A 21,564-nucleotide genomic window follows, 5' to 3' on the forward strand; every position below is an offset into this window, starting at 1 on the left:
GTGAAAATGACAATCGCCTCACGATCTACTGCAGCGAGAAGTGTTCTCCCTCTCCCGAACTCGCGAAAGCTTTCGGAACTCGACGGGGAGATATCTGGGTCAGGGGTGAGGGGTGGGCGCGCCAAGCGTTTCCGCGGCTGCTACCAATAAAAGTCCGAACTTCCCCCTATCCAAACCCCTGACCGCATGGCAGCATCCCGCCATGATTCTTACGGCCGCCGAGCTGCAGAGTTTGGTTCAACTCGAACATCGTTCTCCTCATCAGCTTTTGGGCATGCATCCGTTGGGCGATGGCTCCGGCGTCGTTGTCCGCGCCTTGATCCCTGATGCCGAGAAAGTGGAGATCCATCCCACGCACGAGAAGACCAAGCCGAAGATCACCCTCAAGCGCATCCATGAGATCGGCCTCTTCGAGGGTGTCTCGCACCAGAGCGAGCAAGTCTACGCTTACGACCTCGTCATCACGTTGAAAGGCGGCCACAAGATTTCCACGCGCGATCCCTATTCCTTCCTGCCCACTTTGGGTGAGACGGATGTCTACCTCTTCGGCCAGGGCAACGAACGGAAGATTTACGAGAAGCTCGGTTCACACCTCCGCGTCATCGATGGCGTGAAAGGCACGAGCTTCGCCGTCTGGGCTCCGAACGCGAAGCGCGTCAGCGTGGTGGGTAATTTCAATAACTGGGACGGTCGCCGTCATCCCATGCGCATGCTCGGTGCTTCTGGTGTTTGGGAATTGTTCATCCCGGGCGTCTCGGAAGGGGATATCTACAAGTTCGAAGTCTTCACCGCTCACGGCCATGTCGCGCTGAAGACCGATCCGTTCGGTTGCCACTTCGAGCAAGCGCCCAAGAACGCTGCGGTAGTTTGGGACAACCGCAAGTTCGCATGGACTGATGAGAAGTGGATGAACGAGCGCAAGCAGAAGAACTGTCTGCGCGAACCCATGAGTGTCTACGAGATCCATCTCGGCTCATGGATGAAGAAGAACGAATTCGAGTCGTTCAACTATCGTGAAGTCGCCGCACCGCTGGTAGATTACCTCCGCAAGATGGGCTTCACCCATGTGGAATTACTACCCGTGGCTGAGCATGCCTATTACCCTTCATGGGGTTATCAGGTTACCGGCTTCTACGCGCCGACGAGCCGTTATGGCACACCAGAAGATTTTCAATTCCTCGTCAATGCCCTGCACGGCGCTGGCATCGGCGTGATTGTGGATTGGGTGCCTGCGCACTTCCCGCGTGATGAATGGGCGCTCGCCAAGTTCGATGGCACCGCGCTCTTCGAGCACGAGGATCCCAAGCAAGGTGCGCATCAGGACTGGGGCACGCTCATCTTTAATTTTGGCCGTCACGAAGTCCGCAATTTCCTCACGGCCAATGCACTTTTCTGGTGTGAGCGTTTCCACGTCGATGGCCTCCGTGTCGATGCCGTGGCCTCGATGCTCTATCTCGACTACTCACGTAAAGAAGGGGAGTGGATCCCGAACAAATACGGTGGCCGCGAGAACTTGGAAGCCATCGCCTTCCTGCGCGAGTTCAATCATCTCGTCCATACGGAATGCAATGGCGTGGTCACTATCGCCGAGGAATCGACCGCCTGGCCGCTGGTTACGCGTCCGCCTTACCTCGGCGGTCTCGGCTTCAGCCTCAAGTGGAACATGGGCTGGATGCACGACACGCTCGGTTATTTCAAGCGCGACTCCGTCTATCGCAAATATCACCAGAACGATCTCACGTTCGCGATGCTGTATCATCACAACGAGAATTTCATGCTCCCGCTCTCGCATGACGAAGTGGTGCATGGCAAAGGTTCGCTCTTCGGTCGCATGCCCGGTGATGACTGGCAACGCTTCGCGAACCTGCGCTGCCTGCTGACTTATCAATGGATGTTCCCAGGCAAAAAACTGCTCTTCATGGGCGGCGAGATCGGCCAGAGCCGCGAATGGAATGCCAATGCCCAGCTTGATTGGTGGTTGCTTGATGCCGGTCCGTATCACAAGGGCGCGCAACGTCTCGTGGAAGACCTCAACCGCCTGTATCGCGACCGTCATGCTCTTTGGCAGACGGATTACGATGGTGGTGGTTTCCAATGGATTGATTGCGCGGATAACGAGAACAGCGTGCTCTCCTTCCTCCGACGTGATGAAAATGGCGGTGGCGAGGTGGCGGTCATCATGAACCTCACGCCGGTTACTCGTGCCAATTATCGCATCGGCCTGCCGAAAGAGGGTTTCTGGCGCGAAGCCTTGAACACAGATGCCGGTATCTACGCTGGCAGCAACGTGGGCAACGGCGGTGGGGTGACGGCGGACAACTACCAGGTCCACAACCAGCCGTTCTCTGCCCCAGTCACCTTGCCGCCCTTGGGTGTCGTGGTGCTGGCCAAATGAACGCTCTGAGCTTTGGGTTTGGAGTTTCCCGCATTACCTGACATACCTTGTCGCGCGTGTTGACGGACAAGACATGGAAACCGGAACAGTTGCTGCGCCTCCTCTCGGGCTTTTTATTCTGCCTAGGGATAGGTGGCGTATTGTCCAGTCTGATCCAGGGGGAAGAAGCTGCAAAAACGGATGAAGGTCGTTTTGCAGGCATGGTCTTTTTCACCGTCATGCTCCACGGTGGCGGTCTTTTGTTAGTGGCTTCCTTTTTGCGCAGCCATGGACTGACATGGTCCCAGGGATTTGGCTTTCGTGATAGCCCGCCGTTCGTGGCCATTATCTCGGGAATTGTCGTAGCTGTGGTCTTTCTTCCCGCAGCCTGGATGCTGGGGCAGGTTTCCGCAGTGATGATGGAATTGCTGGGCACCAAGCCGGAGACGCAGCAAGCTGTGCAGATGTTGCAGAAGACAACCTTACCTATGCAGCAGTTCTTTTTCGGTGTCATGGCAGTTGTCATGGCACCTGTCGTCGAGGAGATTTTCTTCCGGGGTGTGTTTTATACGGCCATAAAACAGACTGGTTACCGGCGTACTGCCCTCTGGGGATCTTCGCTTTTATTTGCTTTGATCCACGCCAATGTCATGACCTTCCTGCCTCTGACAGTGCTGGCGCTGGTGCTGGTATGGTTGTATGAAAGGACGGGTAATTTGCTGAGCTGCATTGCTGCTCATGCGTTTTTCAATCTCGTGAATTTTGTTCTGCTGATAAATCAACCAGCTATCGAACAATGGCTTAAGGGAACGCAGAAGGCTTTATCTGGTGAGTGACATGAACGAATTTGAGTTGATCGCAAAATTGACGAAAACCCTCCCTACCAATGAATCGGTAACGGTCGGGGCAGGGGACGATTGCGCCGTGCTGGACCTTGGCCTGAAGGACCAGTCTGTCCTCTTCAAGACCGATGCTGTGGTGGAGGGCGTCCACTTCACCGCTGAAACGGAACCTGAGCGCATCGGTCACAAAGCTTTGGGCCGCTGCCTGAGCGACATCGCCGCCATGGGTGGCACGCCGACTCATGCACTTGTCACGTTAGGCTTGCCGAAGGATTACGACCCCGAACGCATCTCGCAGATTTATCGTGGCATGAGCGCGCTGGCCTTGCGGTATAATGTCGCCATCGTCGGCGGCGAGACTACGACGAATCCCGGATGTCTGCTCATCTCCGTGGCTCTCCTCGGTACCGTGAAGAAAGATAAAGCGGCCTTACGCAAGGGTGCTCAAGTGGGCGATGCCATTTTCGTCACGGGAAACTTGGGCGGTTCGCTTTCGGGCAAACATCTGGATTTCGAACCGCGCCTTGCCGAAGGCCGTTGGCTGATGGAAAACTTTTCCCTCTCCTCGATGATGGATGTGAGCGATGGCCTCGCCGGTGATCTTCGCCACATCATGAAGCAAAGCGGCGTGGGTGCATTGCTCTTCGCCGCGATGATTCCTGTGAGCCGAGAAGCAAAAGTGAAGGCTCGCGAAAAAACTATCGCCAAGCCCGCCATCCTTGCGGCACTGACTGATGGGGAAGATTTCGAACTGCTGTTCACGCTGCCTCCTAACGAAGCCGTGAAGCTCAAAGACGCATGGAAAGAGCAGTTCCCCAATCTGCCCCTGAGCTGCATTGGTAAAATCACCAAGCAACCCGGTCTGCATCTGAAGGATGAGCGGGGTGTCCGCGAATTACACGACCATGGCTACGTGCATCACGCGCAGTCCTGAAGAGACTTTCGCTCTCGGGCAGAAATGGTCGCAAACCCTGCACGCAGGAGATGTCATCGCGCTCGTTGGCGACTTGGGCGCGGGCAAGACACAGTTGGCGAAAGGCATTGCTTCCGGCTTGGGCTACGGTAAGCGCGTGCAATCGCCGACCTTTGCACTCATCAACGAATACTTGGTCGCAGACTTGATCATCTATCACCTCGACCTTTATCGCTTAGATACGAAGCATGATGTGCTCGTGGCTGGACTGGATGAATTTCTTATCCAACCTAACGGCATCACCTTGGTAGAATGGCCTGAGCGTTGGTTCAGTTCAGAGTTCTTTGCGCTGAATGCGGAGAAGGATGGTTTCGTAGTTAAACCGGAAGCCAATGTAAGGCGTTTAGTGTTCGAGACATTAGGTGAGACGGAACGGCGGGTAGTCTATGAAGATTTTGGCGTTTGAGTTTTCGAGCAATCATCGCAGCGTTGCCGCCGTGGAAGGCGAAGCAGCGACGGGGTTTCGCTTCTTGGCGGAAGCCGTCGAGGCGACCACTCGTCACACTCCCGCATTTCGTCTGGCGGATGACGTGCTGGTCAAGTCCGGTTGGCAAAAGGGTGATGTGAACTGCATGGCCGTTTGCCTCGGCCCCGGTTCCTATACGGGCATCCGCATGTCCCTCGCCATCGCGCAAGGCTGGCAGATCATGACCGGGGGAAAAGTCTGCGGCATTGATACCCCCAGCTGTCTCGCTGAGCAGATCTGGCGCGGTGGTGAACGCGGCACCATCGTGCTGGCGATCGATGCTATGCGCGGCGAGTTCTACGCCGCCGAATTTCAGTTGGGTGAAGCTGGGTGGAAGCAATTGAACGATCTTCGTATCACTACGAAGGAAGAGCTGGAAGCATATCAATCAGCGGGCAAGAAAGTCTTGGGCCCTGATTTGCAGAAAGCATTTCCCAGCGCGATTCCTCTCTACGCCAACGCCGCGATCGTGGCCGAACTCGCTGTGAATCGCGGCGAATTCAAACCCGCGAATGAATTGGAACCGATCTATCTACGTGAAGTCAGCTTCGTGAAAAGTCCGCCAACGCGTAAATGAGTTTATTTCCCGAACTCCAGATACCCGAATTTGCTCGGCTGATGAAAGCTCGGTAGGCGGGTGGGGGACCAGCTCAGTTGCAGTTCAGGATTATTCTTTCCGCGTGAGAAGCGATAGAAGTTCGCGCGCCACACTGTTCCTGGCTTGGGAGCAGTTAGATTAAAATCAGAGAACGGGATGGCCGCTTCTACAGTCCACGACTTATCTTCGTCCTTCGCATTTGCCACCGTGCCATCGACTTTCACAGCACTGCGCATGCCCTTGGCGGTATAGCCCCACTCGCCATCGATCTTCTTGGAGATACCATCAGGCCCGAGCGTGTTGTGGATGATCGCATCGAAGACTGCGCCCAGCGGATTCCATTGCAGTTCATAATATTTATCCAGCTTGTCCGGTGCGAGGAACAGTTCTGCGACTTCTTCGTTCCAGAACATGCTGTCGCGATTCGTGAACGTCCCCTGAATGTCCTTGTCCGTGCAGACCCAGCTCAGATAAAGAGCCGTATCGTCATACCACACGCGCACTTCAGTGCCTTCGGAATCTTTTCCCTCACCACGATTCGGTGTCAGTGGATTCAACACCAATGCCTTTTTCCAAACCGCCTCATCCAGCTTGCCATCCAGGGTCAATTTACCAGACAGCTTCGGCACTACCGCACGTGCAGGTGTCGTGGCTGTAGCTGGTGTAGGAGCTTGGGAGACAGCGGTGGATGCGCAACCGGCACTGAGTAGCGCACATGCGAGAAAGAGGGCAGAGCAATATCTCATGGCAGTTGTTGGGTTGCTGTGAAGAGTTGGTCGAGCGTGTGCTCTTGTCAATGCTGGCCTCCGCAGACATAGCCTGCTATTCTGCGCGTCATGAAGATCCGGCTCAATCGTTTAGCCTCAGGCTTTTTCTTTCTCCTGCTAGTCACGTCGTTACAAGCCGCCACTGGCCGGGCACCGAATGTGATCTTCATCCTCGCAGATGATCTTGGCTATGGCGACATCGGTGCCTATGGACAGACGAAGATCAAAACACCGAACCTCGACCGCATGTCCGCTGAAGGAATGCGTTTTACCCAGCATTATTCCGGCAACGCTGTCTGTGCTCCCTCGCGTTGCGTGCTGATGACGGGCATGCATCCCGGCCACGCTTTCATTCGTAACAATCGTCAGATGGAAGGGGCGAGCCTGCCCAAGATCGGCAAACCGTCATCGGAAGGGCAGCATCCCATCCCCGCAGAAACCGTGACGATGGCAGAGTTATTCCAGTCTGCCGGTTATGTGACGGGTGGGTTTGGGAAATGGGGACTCGGTGGGCCAGGCAGCAGCGGTGAGCCGCTGAAACAGGGATTCAATCGCTGGTTCGGTTACAACTGCCAGGGAGTAGCCCACAATTTTTATCCGACCTATCTTTGGGACAACGACAAGACCATCGACCTGAAGAATCCGCCTTTCGCTTCCAATGACAAACTCACTCCAGCTGAAGATCCGGCCAAGGCCGAGAGCTATAAACGCTTTCAAGGCACAGAATATTCCGCTGATTTGATCGCTGAGAAAGCGAGGGATTTTGTGCGGGAGAACCAGTCGCGGCCATTCTTTCTCTATTGGCCAACGACTGTTCCGCACGTGGCTTTGCAAGTGCCGGATGATTCGCTTAAGGAGTATCTGGGCAAGTGGGAGGATGCGCCCTACGTCGGTGGGAAAGGCTACACTCCTCACTTCAAACCCAAGGCAGCTTACGCCGCGATGATCACGCGCATGGATCGTGAGATCGGTGCGATGATAAAACTGATTACTGAGCTTGGGCTGGATGAGAACACCATCTTTGTCTTCACCAGTGATAACGGCCCTTTAACCGGCACTCATCAGGGATTGGCGGGGACAGATGGCGCGTTCTTCAATTCCTCCGGTGGCTTGCGTGATGGCAAAGGCACTTTGTATGAAGGCGGGTATCGCGTGCCTGGTATCATCCGTTGGAAAGGTCAGATCAAGGCAGGCAGCACGAGTGAACGGGTGACGGGATTTGAAGACTGGATGCCTACGCTGATGGAACTTGTTGGAGTATCAGGCAAAACACCGAAGAATTTGGATGGAATCTCGTTCGCGCCTACTTTGATGGGAAAATCTCAACTGGAGCGGCCTTTTCTCTATCGCGAGTTTCCAGCGTACACCGGCCAGCAGAGCGTGCGCATCGGTGATTGGAAGGGCATCCGGCGTAATCTGGCACGCAAGGACAATCCCGATTACAAGATCGAGCTTTATGACCTAAAAACGGATCGTGCGGAAACCAAGGACGTGTCTGCTGCACATCCTGAAATCATCGCGCGCATGGAGAAGCTCATGCGGGAACAACATCGGAAATCAGCCGATTTTCCGTTCCCGGCTTTGGACAAGTTGAACTGAGAAAGGTTAAACCCGTGCGGGTTCGGATGAACCGCCGAAGAGGGCACGGATGAAGGCATTGAAACCTTTCATAAACCCGATCTCACGTACGCCAGCCAGTTCGTAAGCATTTGCTACCGCTTGTTCGTGAGAGCGATAGCGTGGGGGGAGTGTCACTACTTCATATTCGTCTTCACCAGAGGTTTTTACGATGTAGGAATTGATAAGTCCTTCGCCCACGGCGTATTCACCGACGGGTAGCACCAAAGTTTTTTCAGGCAGAATCATCCAGGGACGATAATGGAACACCATGCGTCCAGCGGCGTCCTTTACCAGCTTGCCGTAGGTGCGGATCGGGACTTTGCTGATCTCGGAGTAGAGGAAACCCCAAACTTCATTCGTCTGTGGTTTTGTGCGTGTGCGACGCAGGCTGAGCGCATCCCAGATATAGATGCTGCCCAGGGCCGTCACGCGGAAGGACCAGCCCGCGATGAAGTAAGCGATGAAAATGATGATAAGCGAGATGCCTGCACCAAGCATGGGGTCCATGAGCGAACCGCCGGTGATGAATGAGAGCAGGAACAGGCGGAAGGATTTCAACGCTGCGTCCACCGTGGTGAAGGGGCTGAGTAGGATGAGGATATTGATGGAATGCGCCGCGAGCCACACGATGACGAACGAAACCATGGCGATGGGCACAAGAATGAAATTCAGCAAGCCCGCCGGATTGATCACTGCCATGAACCACGGTGCAGCGATATTCGCATGGTCACTGGAGATGAGCGAGGGGAACACCGAGGCGACCATCGGCACGAATGCGCCTACAGCGACGAGACCGCTGATCTTGTTCTCCACCGCATCGGCGATATCCAACGGTTTCTTCAATACTGAGGGCAAGGCAGTGCCTGCCGTATCTTTCGCAAAGCAGAGGCCGACGAGCACAAACGCCGACATCCAGAACCACGGTTGTGCATACCATGAGAGACTGCCTCGGTTTTCCTTTGGCGTTTGGAAATAGGTGTAAGCACCCACGGCACTTACACCGAGCAGAGGGGAAATGGCCACGCCCGTGATGGTGGAGAGAGCCGTTGCTGCCGCCATGCCCGGCGTCTTGCTGCTGGAGTTCGTTTCCTTCTGTGCGAGAGGGGCCGGTTCCGCCTTGGTGGCTGCATAAGCGGACCAAGTGCCCGCGAGCAAAGCGGCGATCAGCGTGAAGATGATAAAACGTTTCATGGCGGGCAGTTTCAAATTACGACATCAAAACTAACGTCAGCATAATGCCTAACTCAGCCAGTTTTGGCAAACCGCTTCTAGTCTAATGCTGGAGCTGCTTTGTAATCAGCGCTTTACCGATACGATGACACGTCGGTAGGCAGTCAGAGCGGGAGAGCCATTATCTATGACTTCCAGAAGGATATGGATATCCCCTGAGGTGGCGTTTTCAGGAATGGACAGATTCGCTATAGCCAAATGGCTCTGGTCAATCTTGGCGGAGGTGTGTGTCGATGCTTCTGGATAAATCCACCATTTGTAAGTGAGCGTGTTCTGGTCAGGATCAGTGGCGGAGGCTTTCAACGCGACTGTTTCACCGGGCTTTGCTGAAAGCTTGAGAGGGGAAGTATCTTTCGCGCCATTGATTGTGATCTGGGGAGCGTGATTGGCTTCAGCAAAATCTTTCGCACACCAGTCCATGCGTGCAGCGAAATCATTTTGAAACGCCGGGCGCCAGCGCCAGACGGAGACGCGTGGTTCAGTGGTGCCATTTAGTGAGTCAGCAACGTCACGATAGATGGAGTTTGTTTCCACTTTGAAACGTCCGCCCCAGCCACCCCATTCCGGATGTGCTGCATCGCTCAATCCATTCGCGAGGAAATAAAACCATGAGGGCGTGTCGCCTTCCTTCATCGTCTTGTGTGGATTCGGTGCCGTGTAGGTCTTCATGGGATAGAGCGCACCGAGAGGTCCGTGGTTTTCTTTCACATGCTGGTTGATCCACTCAGGTGAAGTGAGTGATTCATCGCCGCCCAGATAGACGCCGCGATAAGTACCAGTGCGCTTGTCCTGGCCGGTCGGTGCTTGGGCGAGGATATACCAGAGGCCGGGAAATTCGGCGAAGATCCAGTCCACAATCTTATCCTGATCGTTGATGTCGTAGATGCGCAGTTTGCTGATGAATTTCTGGTATCCTTCCACGCCGCGATCTTTGCGCACCCTCCAGAGGGCTTGGGCAAAGTCCGTTTGTCCGCCCCAGATGCTGATGTTCAAGGGGCGCGTATCTTGTTTGTCGACCATCGCGATGAGCCAGCGGGAGCCTTCGTTGTCTTTGCCTTCACCGATGGCATCGCGGCCGCGGTTCGGATTGCCTGATTTCACAAGAGATAGCAAATGCTCGGCGGTCGGATATCTTTCAGCGTGCTTGATGAGGTTGGGTTGTACTTGCCCATAGGCATTGATGAGTTGGCGTATCAGTTCGGGCTTGGTGACTTTTTCCTTCAGTTCTCCGGGAGTGCCGGAGGCGCTGGCGATGAGTCCTTCGATCTCGAATTCGTTCGCATAGAGCAGCAGCCGAATCATGGATTGCTGGTCATCGGGATCGCCGCCGATATCCGTCAGTACGAGCAGGCGAGGTTTCGCATCAGCGGCTTGGGCCATCCAACTGAAAAGGCACAGCAGGGTGATGAGAAGAAAGCGTTTCATAAAATGTCAGGTGGTTTGCCAGAGCTTCTGCAAATAGACGACTGACTTCGGCAACACTTCATCGCCCGAACCTGAGAGTGTACGGCATTCCACTTCTATGAGGCCGCGATAGCCGAGTTGTTTCAATGCCTTGAAGCCGGGTGAAAAATTCAATGTGCCGGGACCGGGCTCCACACGAGTGTTCTCCGCCACATGCACATGCTTCGTCCAGACACCCGCTTTTGTTAAGGCGGCATCGGCGTGAAGCTCTTCCAATTGCATGTGGTAGAAATCCGCAGTAAGAGCGATGGCGGGATGATTTAATTGCGCGCAAAGCTGGGCGGCGTGTTCGATGGAATGCAGGTAATCGCTCTCGTAGCGGTTCACGGGCTCGATGAGAAAAGTCACGCCACGCGCTTTAGCCGCATCACCCAACGCCGGAAGCTGTTCGAGAAACAAATCATCCTGCTGGGTGCGATCTTTCAGACGCTCAGGATTATCCTGGATCAGGACCGGCGGGATGTTGAAGAGGTGCGCTTTGAATTCCGCGCAGATGTCGAGCAGACGCAGGATGCTATCATGGCATTTTTGTCGCACTGCTGCATTAGGGTTGAGCAAAGAACCTTCAAAGCCGAGTGAGAGACTGACAAAGGGCAGTGGGCTGTCTTTCTGGAAAGCACGCGCTTCATCTAGCCAAGACTTGAGGAAGCGTCCGGGCAGGGCGATACCCGCAAAGCCAAAGCGCTGCGCGTTGATGACTTTCTCGGCGACACTCTCGCCGGGTAATACTTCCAGACGGCAAGTGATGGGTGGTGTGAACGACATGGGATGGTTGTAATGCAAAGCTAAGAAAATGAAAGCTGAGGAATTGAACGACGAAGCGTAAGGCTCGTGCTGCCGGATTCCAGCCGGCAGTAAGGTGGCGAACGTCGAAACCCTGCGGCTATAGGAAGCGCAGGTTTATGATCCGCTGGTCCCAATCCAGAGAATGCTCTTGATCTGCCGGCTGGAATCCGGCAGCACATTGGCCTGTCCCACTACGCCTTGCCATTCTGGCTGGGCTTGGCTAGAACTCACGCCGTCAGTTTCTTCGACGCATGCAAGATATCTCCGGCAAAGTGTTCGCTTTGTCGTCGCAAATTGAAGTTCGTGATTTGCCCGACGGCACCCGCCTGCTCAAACAGCTCGCCCGCATCGAATACCTCGCGCTGAATGCGGCGCAGCAAAACATCCTGAAACTCTTCGATGGCCGCCGGACGGTGGAAGCCATTTTACATGGGGTATTGCAGCAACAAGGTCACCCGGACATCCGCGGTTTCTATGATCTGGTGCTGACAGCGATTAATCGCGGCTTCCTGATCGAAATCGGAACTGAAGATGCCACGACCTTTTTCACGCGTAAGATCGGACGCTCGCAACGGGTCTGGAACGGTCTGGCGGCAGCCGTCTTGATCACGGTGTTGGGCGGTTGGGCGCTCGCAGTGGGTAAATGGCGCCCGGTCACGGAACTGAATGGTTGGTTTCAGGTGCTGCTTTTCGTATCGCTGGGGCTTTCGCTCAGCAGTGCTTGGGCGGCAGCGGCTTTGGATGCCTTTGGCCGTTCCGTCTATCAGCCGCGTTTCCGGCTGGACCGGCTCATCCCTTTCTTCTCCATCGATACCCGTGATGCTTTCATGGGCGGGCGCGTGTGTGAGGTGAGTGTGGCGGCGCAAGCCTTGGCCGCACCTTTCTTGCTGGCAGCTTTCGCATGGCTCACGGGTTCAGATGCTGCGCTGCTCGGCAGTGCTTTAACGGCGGTGATACTTGGCTCGCCTTTCGGACCCACACCCGCTCACACGTTGCTGCATGCGCTGTTGCGGAAGGAGTATGAACTGCCGCGTTGTGCCGATCAGTTTCTGAATACGAAGCTGCTCGCGGTCATCTTTGACTGGAAGACAAAGCTGCAGGAGGAACGTTACTTTCTCGGCTATTGCACGTATGCGATTCTCTGGCTCGGTGTCACTTTCCGTTTTGCAAACAAGCTCATGGCCGAGCATGGCCGTTTTGTTTCTCAACAACTGAGCCAGCGTCGTCCGGGTGAGGAAACATCGCTTTCTTTGGTAGTGTTCTGGCTGCTCGCTATCGTCCTGATCGCCATCGTTGCTTATTTGGTGTGGCTGGTTTTGCGCGGTATCTATCGGGCAGTTGCTCCCAAGTTGTTTGATGCGGAATCAAAGATCCGGCAGTCATCGGCCACCGCTTTACGGCCATCGGACAAGGACTTGGTCACCTTTCTCGGAGAGTCGCTGCTCTGTGCGGAATTGAATCCCGAAGCCCGTGGTGAGTTGGCGAAGGCGATGCAATACGCCTTGGTGGAAGAGGGGGCGACGATCATCCGCGAGCGTGATGTCGGTGAATCCATGTTCATCGTCTATCGCGGGACGGTGGAGGTGCTGAAGGAAGAGGAGTCTGGACGTGAACGACCGGTGGCGAAACTCGCGAGAGGCGATGCCTTCGGTGAGATCGCCTTGCTGGATAAAGTGCCGCGCACCAGTTCGGTCAAGGCGCTGGAGAAGACCGCGTTGCTGGTGCTGGCCCGGCCAGATTTCGAACGGATTCTGGTCAATACACTCGGCTCAGCACAGATCAAGACGCTCATCCAAGTGTCTGCATTTCTGCGGCGCAATGCGCTCTTTGCCCGTTGGCATCCTCCGGCCCTTTTCCAGATTTCCAAGGAATTCGTTTTGCAAGAGTGCGCTGCGGGACAGGTGATTCTTAAGGCCGGTCAGATCAATGACGTGTTCTACATGGTCTATGATGGGGAATTCACTGTGGTCTTGCGTGGTGAAAAGCTGGCGATTCTGAAAGCGGGCGATTTTTGTGGTGAGATCAGCCTGTTGAAGAACATTCCCGCAACGGCGGATGTCATCGCCTCGGAAAAAGCCCGTTGCCTGCGCTTGGAGAAGGACAGCTTCCTGCGCCTAGTCAGCAAGGATTTCCTTACGGGACTGGCAATCGAATCCACGGTGACCGCGCGGCGCGATGAGCAGGGGAGGGAGGCATGAGCTTCTTCCGCATATTACCGATCATCGCGATCGGAGCGGCAGTGTGGCTGGGAAAAGATGCCTTCAAGGAAAACTTGGATGTCGTGGGCAAGGTGCAGAATGCCACGACGTCTGGCCTGGAAGTGGACGCTATTTGCGATCTGGTGGTTACGGAGTTTCTGGAGGAAGGGCGGTTGCCTGCGGATGATTTCAGTAAATTCCTAGCATCCAATTCGCAAACAGGAAAGGGGCAGGGGACGCGGGATCGCTCGAAGGATCCGTGGGGCAATGCCTATAAGCTGAAGGTGCAAATGTATGCGTTTGAGGTATCCAGTGCCGGACCTGATGCACAATGGGGAACAGAGGATGACATCCGAGCGGCGCGTTCGGTGAAGGAGATGCCAGGTGGATTAGGCGTCACGCCAGAAGCATATAACAAAGCGAAAGCAGTCGCTACCACGACACCGCCTGCTCCTGTTGTTGTGCCACGTAATATCAATCCTGCGAAACAAACGGCGGAGGAGACGGAATTGAAGGTATTGGATTTTCAGAGGCAGCAGGCGGAGAAAGGTTCGGGCTACGCGCAGTATCAGTTAGGGTTACGCTATCTGGAAGGGCGTGGCGTGGAACTGGATGCTACCAAGGGCCGCGAATGGCTGGAGAAGGCGGCGCAGAATGGGAATGCGGATGCTATTAAAAAGCTATCGGCTTTGGATACAGCAGGTAAAAAGTAGAGCGGTTGGTGCTCTACTTTTTATCCAATAAACGGCGGTGGATCTCGTAATCGTCCAAGAATTTTATCTGATGGCGTGTTTCAATGGCAGCAGGCTCTGCAGCACGCACCTTCAACAAGGCTGAGGTGGCATCCATTCCTTTAGCGACGAGATACGCGCCTAACATCGTGCCCGTGCGTCCCAAGCCAGCATAGCAATGCACCGCGACAGCCTGACCAGACTGACGGTGAGAATCGACAAAGCGGACAAACTGATCTGCCTGTGAAAAATCAGGAGCGTGACCATCGGGAATCGGAAGGCAAAGGTAGTTGAGGCCAGCGGCTGCATACACGACCGTATCAGAGGGAATATTCAAGAGTGATACGACACCGCGTATGCCTGCATCATTCAGCACGGGCAATTCATCGGCGTAAGCTCGTAATGCACCGCCGGAATTTAGACGGCGCTCTGGGTGGAGAAAAGGCATGGGCATGCCGGCCAGAGCGTTTGGAATGAGCCACCAGAGCAGGTTTCTATCAGGGGCTTCGTTCATGGAGAAATCGTTAGCTTCTGACGGGTTTAAACGCAAGCGGTCACCGTTGATTGGCATTACACATTCCCGCCCAGTTTCCAATGGGCTTTAGATATTGGCAGAGCTATTCTGGCGCTGACATATGCCAGAGCTTACGCCCAAGAATTTCTTTGAACGGCAGGAAGAGGCACGGGCCAGCAGCGTGCGTCTCATACCGCTGTTCTTTCTGGCGATCCTTGGTGTCATTGCTGCTGTCTATGCCGTTTATACAGGGTTGGCATTTCTGCTCGGTGGCTTCCTTCACTTTTGGAAGGGCGTGTTTCGTGATGATGCCGTTTTCCATTTCCAATTCTGGAGTGCGGACCGGGCTATCGTCATCGCGCTAGTTGTGTTGGTGCTGTTTCTTTTCAATAGCATCCGCAAGACGCGGCAGTTGCGTGAAGGTGGGCGGGCTGTGGCGAGCTTGTTGAGGGCCAAGCGGGTGAACCCAGGGACGGAAGAGCCGGGTCAGCGGCGATTGCTGAATGTGGTGGAGGAGATGTCGGTGGCTTCGGGCATTCCCGTGCCGGATGTTTACATCTTGGAACGCGAGCCATCCATCAATGCTTTCGTGGCTGGGCATTCGGTGGATGATATGATTGTGGGGGTGACGTGTGGGGCGGTGAAATATCTCTCACGGGATGAGTTGCAGGGCATCATCGCTCATGAATACAGCCACATCTTCAATGGCGACATGGCGCTGAAGATGCGCCTGATGGGCTGGGTGCACGGTCTCTTTGCGGTGACGGCCATCGCGGACTGGGTGATGGACCGGCGCAATGCCAGCTTTGACCGTGAGTTCGCCAATACCGGTGAGGTGAAGCTCTACGGCGGGCAGATGTTTTTGGACATAGGCATCTCCATCGTGGGGTTCATCCTCAGCTTCATCGGCTGGCATGGGGCCGTGTTTGGGCGGATGATCAAAGCGGCGGTATCCCGCCAGCGCGAGCATCTGGCGGATGCGGCGGCAGTGCAATACACGCGCTATCCGGAAGGACTGGCGGGCGCCTTCGAGAAAGTGCAGCAGTGGCCGGATGGTGCCAAGGTGGTCTGCCCGCATGCGGAAGAGGCGAGTCACATGTTCTTTGCCGATGCGTTGCAGGGCGATCAGTTCTTCCTCTTTCTTTCCACGCACCCGCCAATCAGTGAGCGGATCAACCGGGTGCGTAATATGATGGGGCGGGTACCATCTCATGCGGAGATTGCCAAAAAAGAGACCGAGGCGATGCGGCTGGAGGAAAGCAAAGAGAAGGCGCTCAAGCCCAAAGCCAGCATCACGGTGCAACGTCCGCCCATCTTGCAACAGTTGAGTCAAGATCTGCCGTTGCCGCCGGTCGTCACGTCCGCCACAGAAGCGTTGGCGCAGGTCGGCATGCCGATGGCGGAGCATCTGGTGTTCGCCACGAAGCTGCTCGAATCACTGCCGGAGGAGTTGAAATCCGCAGCGCATGATACGGAGCGGGCCAAGGCGCTGATGTTCGCCCTCTTGCTGTCTTCGGACCCGAGCGTGCGTACGCTGCAACTTGAGAGTGTGAAACAGGCAGAGAATGAAGCGGCGGTCACGCAGACCGCGCGTCTGCATGAACTGGTCGCCAAGCTGCCCGCCCACGCCCGCATCCCGCTGGTGGAGCTGGCCTTGCCCGCTTTGCGCGGCCTGAATGCCGAGGCGTATCGCACATTTGACCAGTTGATCCGCAAACTGGTCATGGCGGATCAGGAATTGGACGTGTTCGAGTTCGCGTTGCAGCACATCTTGCGACGTCACATGGGTGCACATTTTTTGGGCAAGCCCTCGGCAGATATCCGCTACCACACGGTGAAGGCGTTGGCCGGGGATGTGTCCGTGCTGCTTTCGGCCTTGGCCAGTGTGGGGCCGCCTGCCTGGCGGCAAGAGGCGTTCGATAAAGGCGTGAAGAGCATCAACTCCACGCAGTTCGCTTTGCGCCTGCTGCCTGCTGATCAGTGCTCCCTGAACACGCTCGAAGCGGCGCTGAACAACATCCGTGAGGCGGGGCCTTCAGTGAAACGCGTCATCCTCCAAGCCAGTGTGGCAGTCGTGGCTGCCGATGATCAGATACATCCGGCCGAAGGTGAATTGCTGCGTGCGGTGGCGGATGCACTGGATTGCCCGATGCCGCCACTGGTAAATGGAGCGCAAACCAGTTAATCATAGTTTAATCTTATGCGTTTTTTATGGCTGCTTTGCTCATGGCTGGGTGTCCTTGTCGCACTAAAAGCGGTTGAGCCGTGCCGTATCGAAGTAGTGGAGAAGGGCTCAGGATGGCCGGTGCCGTTGATTGAATTGCGGACAGTGAACCAAATCCGTTTTGTTTCTGATAATGCGGGAGTGGTCGCGTTTGACCTGCCGGAACTGATGGGTAAGGAGACTTGGCTCACGGTGAGTGGGCATGGGTATGAGGCGAAGAAGGATGGGTTTGGTTTTCGCGGCGTGCGCATCATTCCGCAGCCGGGCAAGACGGTGAAGGTGGAGGTGGAGCGGGTGAATATCGCGAAACGTTTGGGGCGTTTGACGGGGGCAGGACTGTTTGCGGAGAGCCAGAAGACGGGGAAGGATTTGGATTGGGAAGAGTCAGGCATCGTGGGCAGCGATAGTGTGCAGAACGCGGTGTATCAGGGCAAAATGTTCTGGGCGTGGGGCGATACGATGATGGCGAATTATCCGCTGGGAATCTATGACATGAGCAGCGCGACGACCGAGATTCAGCCGCTGAAATCATTCGAGCCGCCGCTGAAATTGAAGCTGAATTATTTTCGCGATGAGAAGGGCCGGGCGCGTGGTGTGGCGAAGATGCCGGGTAGTGGGCCGACGTGGGTGAGTTCTTACGTGACGTTGAAAGACAAGAACGGGAAGGAGCGGTTGGTGGGTAATTATGTGAAGATCAAAGGGCATCTGGAGGCTTACGAAGCGGGCTTGTGCGTGTGGAATGATAAGAAGCAGAGCTTTGATCAGCTCAAGGTATTGTGGACCAAATCGGACAAGCAGCCGACGCAGCCCTCCATGCCGAATGGGCATCCAGCGTTCGTGAAAGATGCGCAGGGGAAGGAGTGGGTTTATTTTGGTGATCCGTTACCCAAGGTGCGTTGCTTGGCGACGTTTGAAGCATGGCAAGATCCGGCGCAGTGGGAGGTCTTGAAACCGCAAGAGAGTTTTGTTTCGGCAACGGATGGCAAGGTGGTGAAGCCGCATACGGGTTCAATCGCATGGAATTCATTTCGCAAGCGGTGGGTGACGGTGTTCATGGAGGCTTTCGGAAAGCCTTCGGCATTTGGTGAACTATGGTATGCAGAAGCGGATGCGCCGACGGGGCCGTGGGGCAAAGCGGTGAAGGTGCTGACGCACGATCATTACACGTTCTACAATCCTCGCCTGCACCCGGAGTTCACGCCAGCGGGTTCACCGATTCTGATCTTTGAAGGTACCTACACGAAAGAGTTCAGTGACGGGAAGGAATTCACGCCCCGGTATGATTATAACCAGATGATTTACCGGCTGGATTTGAATGATCCGAAGTTGAAGGCGGCGCAGGAAAAATGAGAGGAACGTAAGTCTCCTGACATGGGGTTGTCAGTGGCGGGTTGTAGCTTGGCTGCGTAACGTAAATACTAACGAACACTATCAATCCTATGAAAACAAACGCAGTGAACTGGTTTGAGATCTATTCTTCCGACTTCAATCGTGCGGTGCGCTTCTACGAAACGATTTTGCAGACGACGCTGCAGAGTTGTGGTGAGACGATGAAGATGGCGATGTTTCCGTTCGATATGGGGAAGGGCATCGGTGGGGCGGTCACGCAGATGGATGGTTGCTCGCCGGGTGCGGGTGGCACGCTCGTTTATCTCAATGTAGAGGGAGACTTGGACGGGGTGTTGGGTCGCGTGGCTGGTGCTGGTGGTTCAGTGATCAAGCCACGGATGGGGATCGGAGAGCACGGGTTCATCGGGATAATCAAGGATTCGGAAGGGAATGTGGTGGGGTTGCACTCGATGAAGTGAGGGATACGAAGGCTTGGGCTTCGTCGAACGCCCTTGGACTGCCGGCAAGATGCCGGCAGCACGGGACGTCGGGATTCGTCGGTCTGCCTTAGCACTCCGAAGATTGAGCCGCCTTGCTTTTATGCAGGGCGGCTTTGTTTTTTGGGCTTTGGGGTATCGGTTGGAGGTGGTTGCATCAGGACTTTGGTGCCTTTTTCCCACGTGAGGCCCCAGTCGCGCATGGCGGCGAGGATGGGGCGGAGGGATTCGCCTTTGGTGGTCAATTGATAGGCGCGGTGTTTCGATCCATCGGGTGGGGTGATCTGGGTGATGATGCCGTGGTTTTGCAGACGTTCGAGGCGATCGCTGAGGATGTTCGTGGGAATGCCTTCAGGGGAGGCGGTGAAATCTTTGAAGCGGGAGCGGCCTAGCACGAGATCACGGATGACGAGGAGGGTCCAGCGGTCGCCTAGGATATCCAAGGTGCAAGCCACGGGGCAGGGGGAACGGCGTTCGGCTTCTTTAAGGGTTTTCTTGGTGCTGGCCATAGATTGTTACGTGAAATAGTATGGATTAATTTTACTTGCATTCAACAAGTAACTTACTTGTATAATGCAAGTAATATGAATTTGGTCATTGAAGCTGGACCCAAGCTGGAGGCTCCCGGAGCGGGATTGCCTTATCCTGAACTGCTCGCGGCGCGCCTGTTGTTTCATGGTAAGAGAGCGTTGGCATCGCGGGAATCGGCGCAGGCGCTTTTCGACGAGCAGCGGCAGGCGGTGGTGCGGTTAGCGCGAGGTTGTAGTGCAGAGCTGGGGAGTCAGCGTGTTTTGATCAATCGGCTGCGGGGGATGGAGGATAGCAGTCGGCATTGGTCCGTATACATGACGCTGGATCATCTGCGGATCGTGAACTTTGGTTGCATGGAGGCGATACGGTCGCTCTCGCGCGGACAGGTGCCGACACGCACGGCGAGCACGGCGGCGGTGAAGCCTTCGCCCGAAGTGGATGCGGGGATCATCGAGAAGTTTGAGCAGGGGTGTGATCTGTTCTCGAAGACGGTGGCGGGGATAGAGGATCTGAAGACATCGGCGCGTTACGCGCATCCGTGGTTTGGGGCGCTGGATGCGGCGGGGTGGCATTTCATGGCGGGCTTTCACATTAGTCTGCATCGGCGGCAGATCGAGGCGATCATTGCGGGGCTTTCCTGATTATTCGCATGAATCATTCAGAATTATCAACGCATGCGGACCAAAACCGGCACCCCTCACCCCGGCCCTCTCCCCTCCGAGGGGAGAGGGTGATAGCTGTAATGTTCATTTCACCACTTAAATTCATGGAAAGCCTAATCAGCAGAGAAAAGTTATGAAGCAAGAGCGCGCGGTGTTTTTAGTGGCAGCGACGGTGGTGTTCATGGTGGCGCTGGATTCAACAGTAGTCATCGCGGCGTTTCCGGCGTTGCGAGCGCACTTTGCCACGGCTTCGGCGGCAGAGCTGTCTTGGGTGTTGAATGCTTACACCATCGTGTATGCGGCGTTGTTGATACCGATGGGGCAATGGGCGGATCGGGCTGGGCGGGCGAAGGTATTCCAAGCAGGTTTGGTGGCATTCACGATTGCATCGGCGGGAGCGGCGTTCGCGCCGGATATCAAACTGCTGATCGCGACGCGAGTTTTGCAAGCGATCGGCGCGGCGGCGGTCACGCCGGCGTCACTGGCGCTGTTGCTGGAAGGGCGATCGGTGGAGGAACGAAATAAGGTGGTGAGTGCGTGGTCGGCGGTAGGAGCGTTGGCGGTTGCGCTGGGGCCATCGATGGGCGCAGTGGTGCTGACGCTGGCGGAATGGCAGTGGATCTTTCTGATCAATGTGCCGGTGGGAATCTGGGCGGCGTGGCAGGCGCGGAAGTCGCTGCCGAAATCGAATCCAAAGATGGATACGGCAGCGCCGGATATCACGGGGAGTGTGTTGCTCATGGCGGCGGTGGGAGCGTTGGCGAGCGGGATCGTGCACTTCGGGGAGAAGAGCGGAACGGCGCAGACTATGATAGCATCACTCGGTTTCGGCAGTGTTTTGCTGACGGCGTTTATTGTGCGTGAGCGGAATGGCGGAAGAGTGACGCCGTGGCCGGAGGTGTTCGCGAATGCAGCGGTGCGATGGGCGAATGCGGGAACTTTCCTGTTGGGTGCGGCGATGAGCCTGATGTTTCTCTCGTTCTACCTGTTCATGACGAGCATCTGGGGTTACTCGCCGTTGCGTGCGGGATTGGCGGCGACAGCGGGACCGTTGGGCGTGATCGTGGTCATCGCGGTCACTTCACGATTGATGGCGGGGAAAGATTCGAAGGTGTTGTTGCAAGTTGGAGGGATCGTGTTTGCGGTGAGCAATCTTTGGTTCACCACGCGGCTGAGTGGCTCGGCGGATTACTTGCATATTTGGTTGCCGGGTCAACTGGTTGGCGCAATCGGTATCGGGCTGATGTTGCCGGGATTTGCGGCAGCGGCGGTTACGGGTTTACCACCGGCGAGATTGGGTGTGGGGAATGCGGTGAATGCGACGTTGCGTCAGTTGGGTGGTGCAGTGGGCGCAGCGATCGGGGTGGCGCTGGTGGGGACGGTGGGTTCTGGGCTGGCGGATTTTCGGCGGGTTTATCTGACGCTTTGTGTGGCAGGGGTGTTGATGGCGGGGATTGCGTTGCCGATACGGACGAGCAGATGAAGTAAGTAATCCATGCGAAGGATTAGTCTGGCGTCGCTACGCGACGCTGTTTGGTTAGTTCAGCTACGGCGGCTTGAAAGCCGCCGCTATGAATCTTGCCGTGCCTGACGGCACGAAGAAGGCTGCGGATTTCAGACGGGTTGAAAGGAGTAGGGGCAAGCGAATGGGTTTCGTCGTACGTCTGCTTACTGCCGGCTTGAATCCGGCAGCACGGGGCGTTTGGCTTCGTCGTTCCATACCGTTATAAAAACAGAAGCCGCGTTGTTTTGAGCAAC

At 55.7% G+C, this 21,564-nt stretch carries 19 protein-coding genes; 13 read left to right on the forward strand and 6 right to left on the reverse strand.

All coding sequences use genetic code 11. From position 1 onward, the window contains the following. The first annotated feature begins 202 nt into the window (after window positions 1-202). From glgB to tsaB, 5 genes are read left to right on the forward strand one after another with little or no spacing between them, the layout of a single operon-like run. Complete coding sequence (gene glgB, locus VGH19_03220) at window positions 203-2,395, forward strand: 1,4-alpha-glucan branching protein GlgB (GenBank protein ID HEY1170358.1); 2,193 nt, start codon at window positions 203-205, stop codon at window positions 2,393-2,395. Window positions 2,396-2,451: 56 nt separating this feature from the next. Then, the gene (locus VGH19_03225; GenBank protein HEY1170359.1) at window positions 2,452-3,210 is read left to right on the forward strand and encodes a type II CAAX endopeptidase family protein; all 759 of its coding nucleotides are present in this window, start codon (window positions 2,452-2,454) and stop codon (window positions 3,208-3,210) included. A gap of 1 nt (window position 3,211) precedes the next feature. Then, the gene (locus VGH19_03230; GenBank protein ID HEY1170360.1) at window positions 3,212-4,150 is read left to right on the forward strand and encodes a thiamine-phosphate kinase; all 939 of its coding nucleotides are present in this window, start codon (window positions 3,212-3,214) and stop codon (window positions 4,148-4,150) included. Beyond that, complete coding sequence (gene tsaE / locus VGH19_03235) at window positions 4,122-4,595, forward strand: tRNA (adenosine(37)-N6)-threonylcarbamoyltransferase complex ATPase subunit type 1 TsaE (GenBank protein HEY1170361.1); 474 nt, start codon at window positions 4,122-4,124, stop codon at window positions 4,593-4,595. Before VGH19_03230 ends, tsaE begins: the two co-directional genes overlap by 29 nt. Next, a complete protein-coding gene (gene tsaB / locus VGH19_03240; protein HEY1170362.1) occupies window positions 4,576-5,232 on the forward strand; it encodes a tRNA (adenosine(37)-N6)-threonylcarbamoyltransferase complex dimerization subunit type 1 TsaB in 657 nt (218 codons plus the stop codon). The genes tsaE and tsaB overlap by 20 nt, the downstream gene beginning before the upstream one ends. 2 nt (window positions 5,233-5,234) lie before the next feature. Here the strand turns inward: tsaB and VGH19_03245 are convergent, their stop codons facing one another. Beyond that, on the reverse strand, window positions 5,235-5,999 hold the full coding sequence (locus VGH19_03245; protein HEY1170363.1) for a carbohydrate-binding family 9-like protein: 765 nt from the start codon (window positions 5,997-5,999) through the stop codon (window positions 5,235-5,237). Between the two features lie 90 nt (window positions 6,000-6,089). Here VGH19_03245 and VGH19_03250 point away from each other — a divergent pair, with 90 nt between their 5' ends. Further along, the gene (locus VGH19_03250) at window positions 6,090-7,619 is read left to right on the forward strand and encodes an arylsulfatase (protein ID HEY1170364.1); all 1,530 of its coding nucleotides are present in this window, start codon (window positions 6,090-6,092) and stop codon (window positions 7,617-7,619) included. Between the two features lie 6 nt (window positions 7,620-7,625). On the opposite strand, the gene VGH19_03255 is transcribed toward VGH19_03250, so the two are convergent. The 3 genes from VGH19_03255 to VGH19_03265 form a co-directional block, all read right to left on the reverse strand. Continuing rightward, window positions 7,626-8,831 (reverse strand): hypothetical protein, encoded by a 1,206-nt coding sequence (locus VGH19_03255; protein ID HEY1170365.1) that lies wholly within the window; start codon window positions 8,829-8,831, stop codon window positions 7,626-7,628. A gap of 105 nt (window positions 8,832-8,936) precedes the next feature. Next, complete coding sequence (locus tag VGH19_03260) at window positions 8,937-10,295, reverse strand: nucleoside hydrolase-like domain-containing protein (protein HEY1170366.1); 1,359 nt, start codon at window positions 10,293-10,295, stop codon at window positions 8,937-8,939. A gap of 6 nt (window positions 10,296-10,301) precedes the next feature. Beyond that, window positions 10,302-11,099 carry a sugar phosphate isomerase/epimerase family protein gene (locus VGH19_03265; protein HEY1170367.1) on the reverse strand — a complete coding sequence of 266 codons (798 nt, stop codon included), beginning with the start codon at window positions 11,097-11,099 and terminating at the stop codon, window positions 10,302-10,304. Between the two features lie 272 nt (window positions 11,100-11,371). Between VGH19_03265 and VGH19_03270 the strand changes: the two genes are divergently transcribed. Together VGH19_03270 and VGH19_03275 are read left to right on the forward strand one after the other, a co-directional pair. Continuing rightward, window positions 11,372-13,318, forward strand: coding sequence for a cyclic nucleotide-binding domain-containing protein (locus VGH19_03270; protein ID HEY1170368.1), 1,947 nt, complete (start codon window positions 11,372-11,374; stop codon window positions 13,316-13,318). Next, the gene (locus VGH19_03275) at window positions 13,315-14,031 is read left to right on the forward strand and encodes a hypothetical protein (protein HEY1170369.1); all 717 of its coding nucleotides are present in this window, start codon (window positions 13,315-13,317) and stop codon (window positions 14,029-14,031) included. The genes VGH19_03270 and VGH19_03275 overlap by 4 nt, the downstream gene beginning before the upstream one ends. A gap of 13 nt (window positions 14,032-14,044) precedes the next feature. Here the strand turns inward: VGH19_03275 and VGH19_03280 are convergent, their stop codons facing one another. After that, window positions 14,045-14,563 (reverse strand): dual specificity protein phosphatase family protein, encoded by a 519-nt coding sequence (locus tag VGH19_03280; GenBank protein ID HEY1170370.1) that lies wholly within the window; start codon window positions 14,561-14,563, stop codon window positions 14,045-14,047. Window positions 14,564-14,684: 121 nt separating this feature from the next. Here VGH19_03280 and VGH19_03285 point away from each other — a divergent pair, with 121 nt between their 5' ends. The 3 genes from VGH19_03285 (at window position 14,685) to VGH19_03295 (ending at window position 18,595) form a co-directional block, all read left to right on the forward strand. Beyond that, entirely contained in the window at window positions 14,685-16,748 is a 2,064-nt protein-coding gene (locus tag VGH19_03285; protein HEY1170371.1) for a M48 family metalloprotease, read from the forward strand. A gap of 15 nt (window positions 16,749-16,763) precedes the next feature. Then, window positions 16,764-18,137, forward strand: a complete 1,374-nt coding sequence (locus tag VGH19_03290; protein HEY1170372.1) for a hypothetical protein — start codon at window positions 16,764-16,766, stop codon at window positions 18,135-18,137. Window positions 18,138-18,226: 89 nt separating this feature from the next. Continuing rightward, entirely contained in the window at window positions 18,227-18,595 is a 369-nt protein-coding gene (locus VGH19_03295) for a VOC family protein (protein HEY1170373.1), read from the forward strand. 119 nt (window positions 18,596-18,714) lie between these two features. On the opposite strand, the gene VGH19_03300 is transcribed toward VGH19_03295, so the two are convergent. Further along, window positions 18,715-19,122, reverse strand: a complete 408-nt coding sequence (locus tag VGH19_03300; GenBank protein ID HEY1170374.1) for a helix-turn-helix domain-containing protein — start codon at window positions 19,120-19,122, stop codon at window positions 18,715-18,717. Window positions 19,123-19,197: 75 nt separating this feature from the next. Between VGH19_03300 and VGH19_03305 the strand changes: the two genes are divergently transcribed. Then, window positions 19,198-19,785, forward strand: a complete 588-nt coding sequence (locus VGH19_03305; protein ID HEY1170375.1) for a hypothetical protein — start codon at window positions 19,198-19,200, stop codon at window positions 19,783-19,785. 154 nt (window positions 19,786-19,939) lie between these two features. Beyond that, the gene (locus VGH19_03310) at window positions 19,940-21,289 is read left to right on the forward strand and encodes an MFS transporter (GenBank protein HEY1170376.1); all 1,350 of its coding nucleotides are present in this window, start codon (window positions 19,940-19,942) and stop codon (window positions 21,287-21,289) included. Window positions 21,290-21,564 lie beyond the last annotated feature (275 nt).

It is taken from the genome of Verrucomicrobiia bacterium (genome assembly GCA_036405135.1).
Taxonomy (GTDB): domain Bacteria; phylum Verrucomicrobiota; class Verrucomicrobiia; order Limisphaerales; family JAEYXS01; genus JAEYXS01.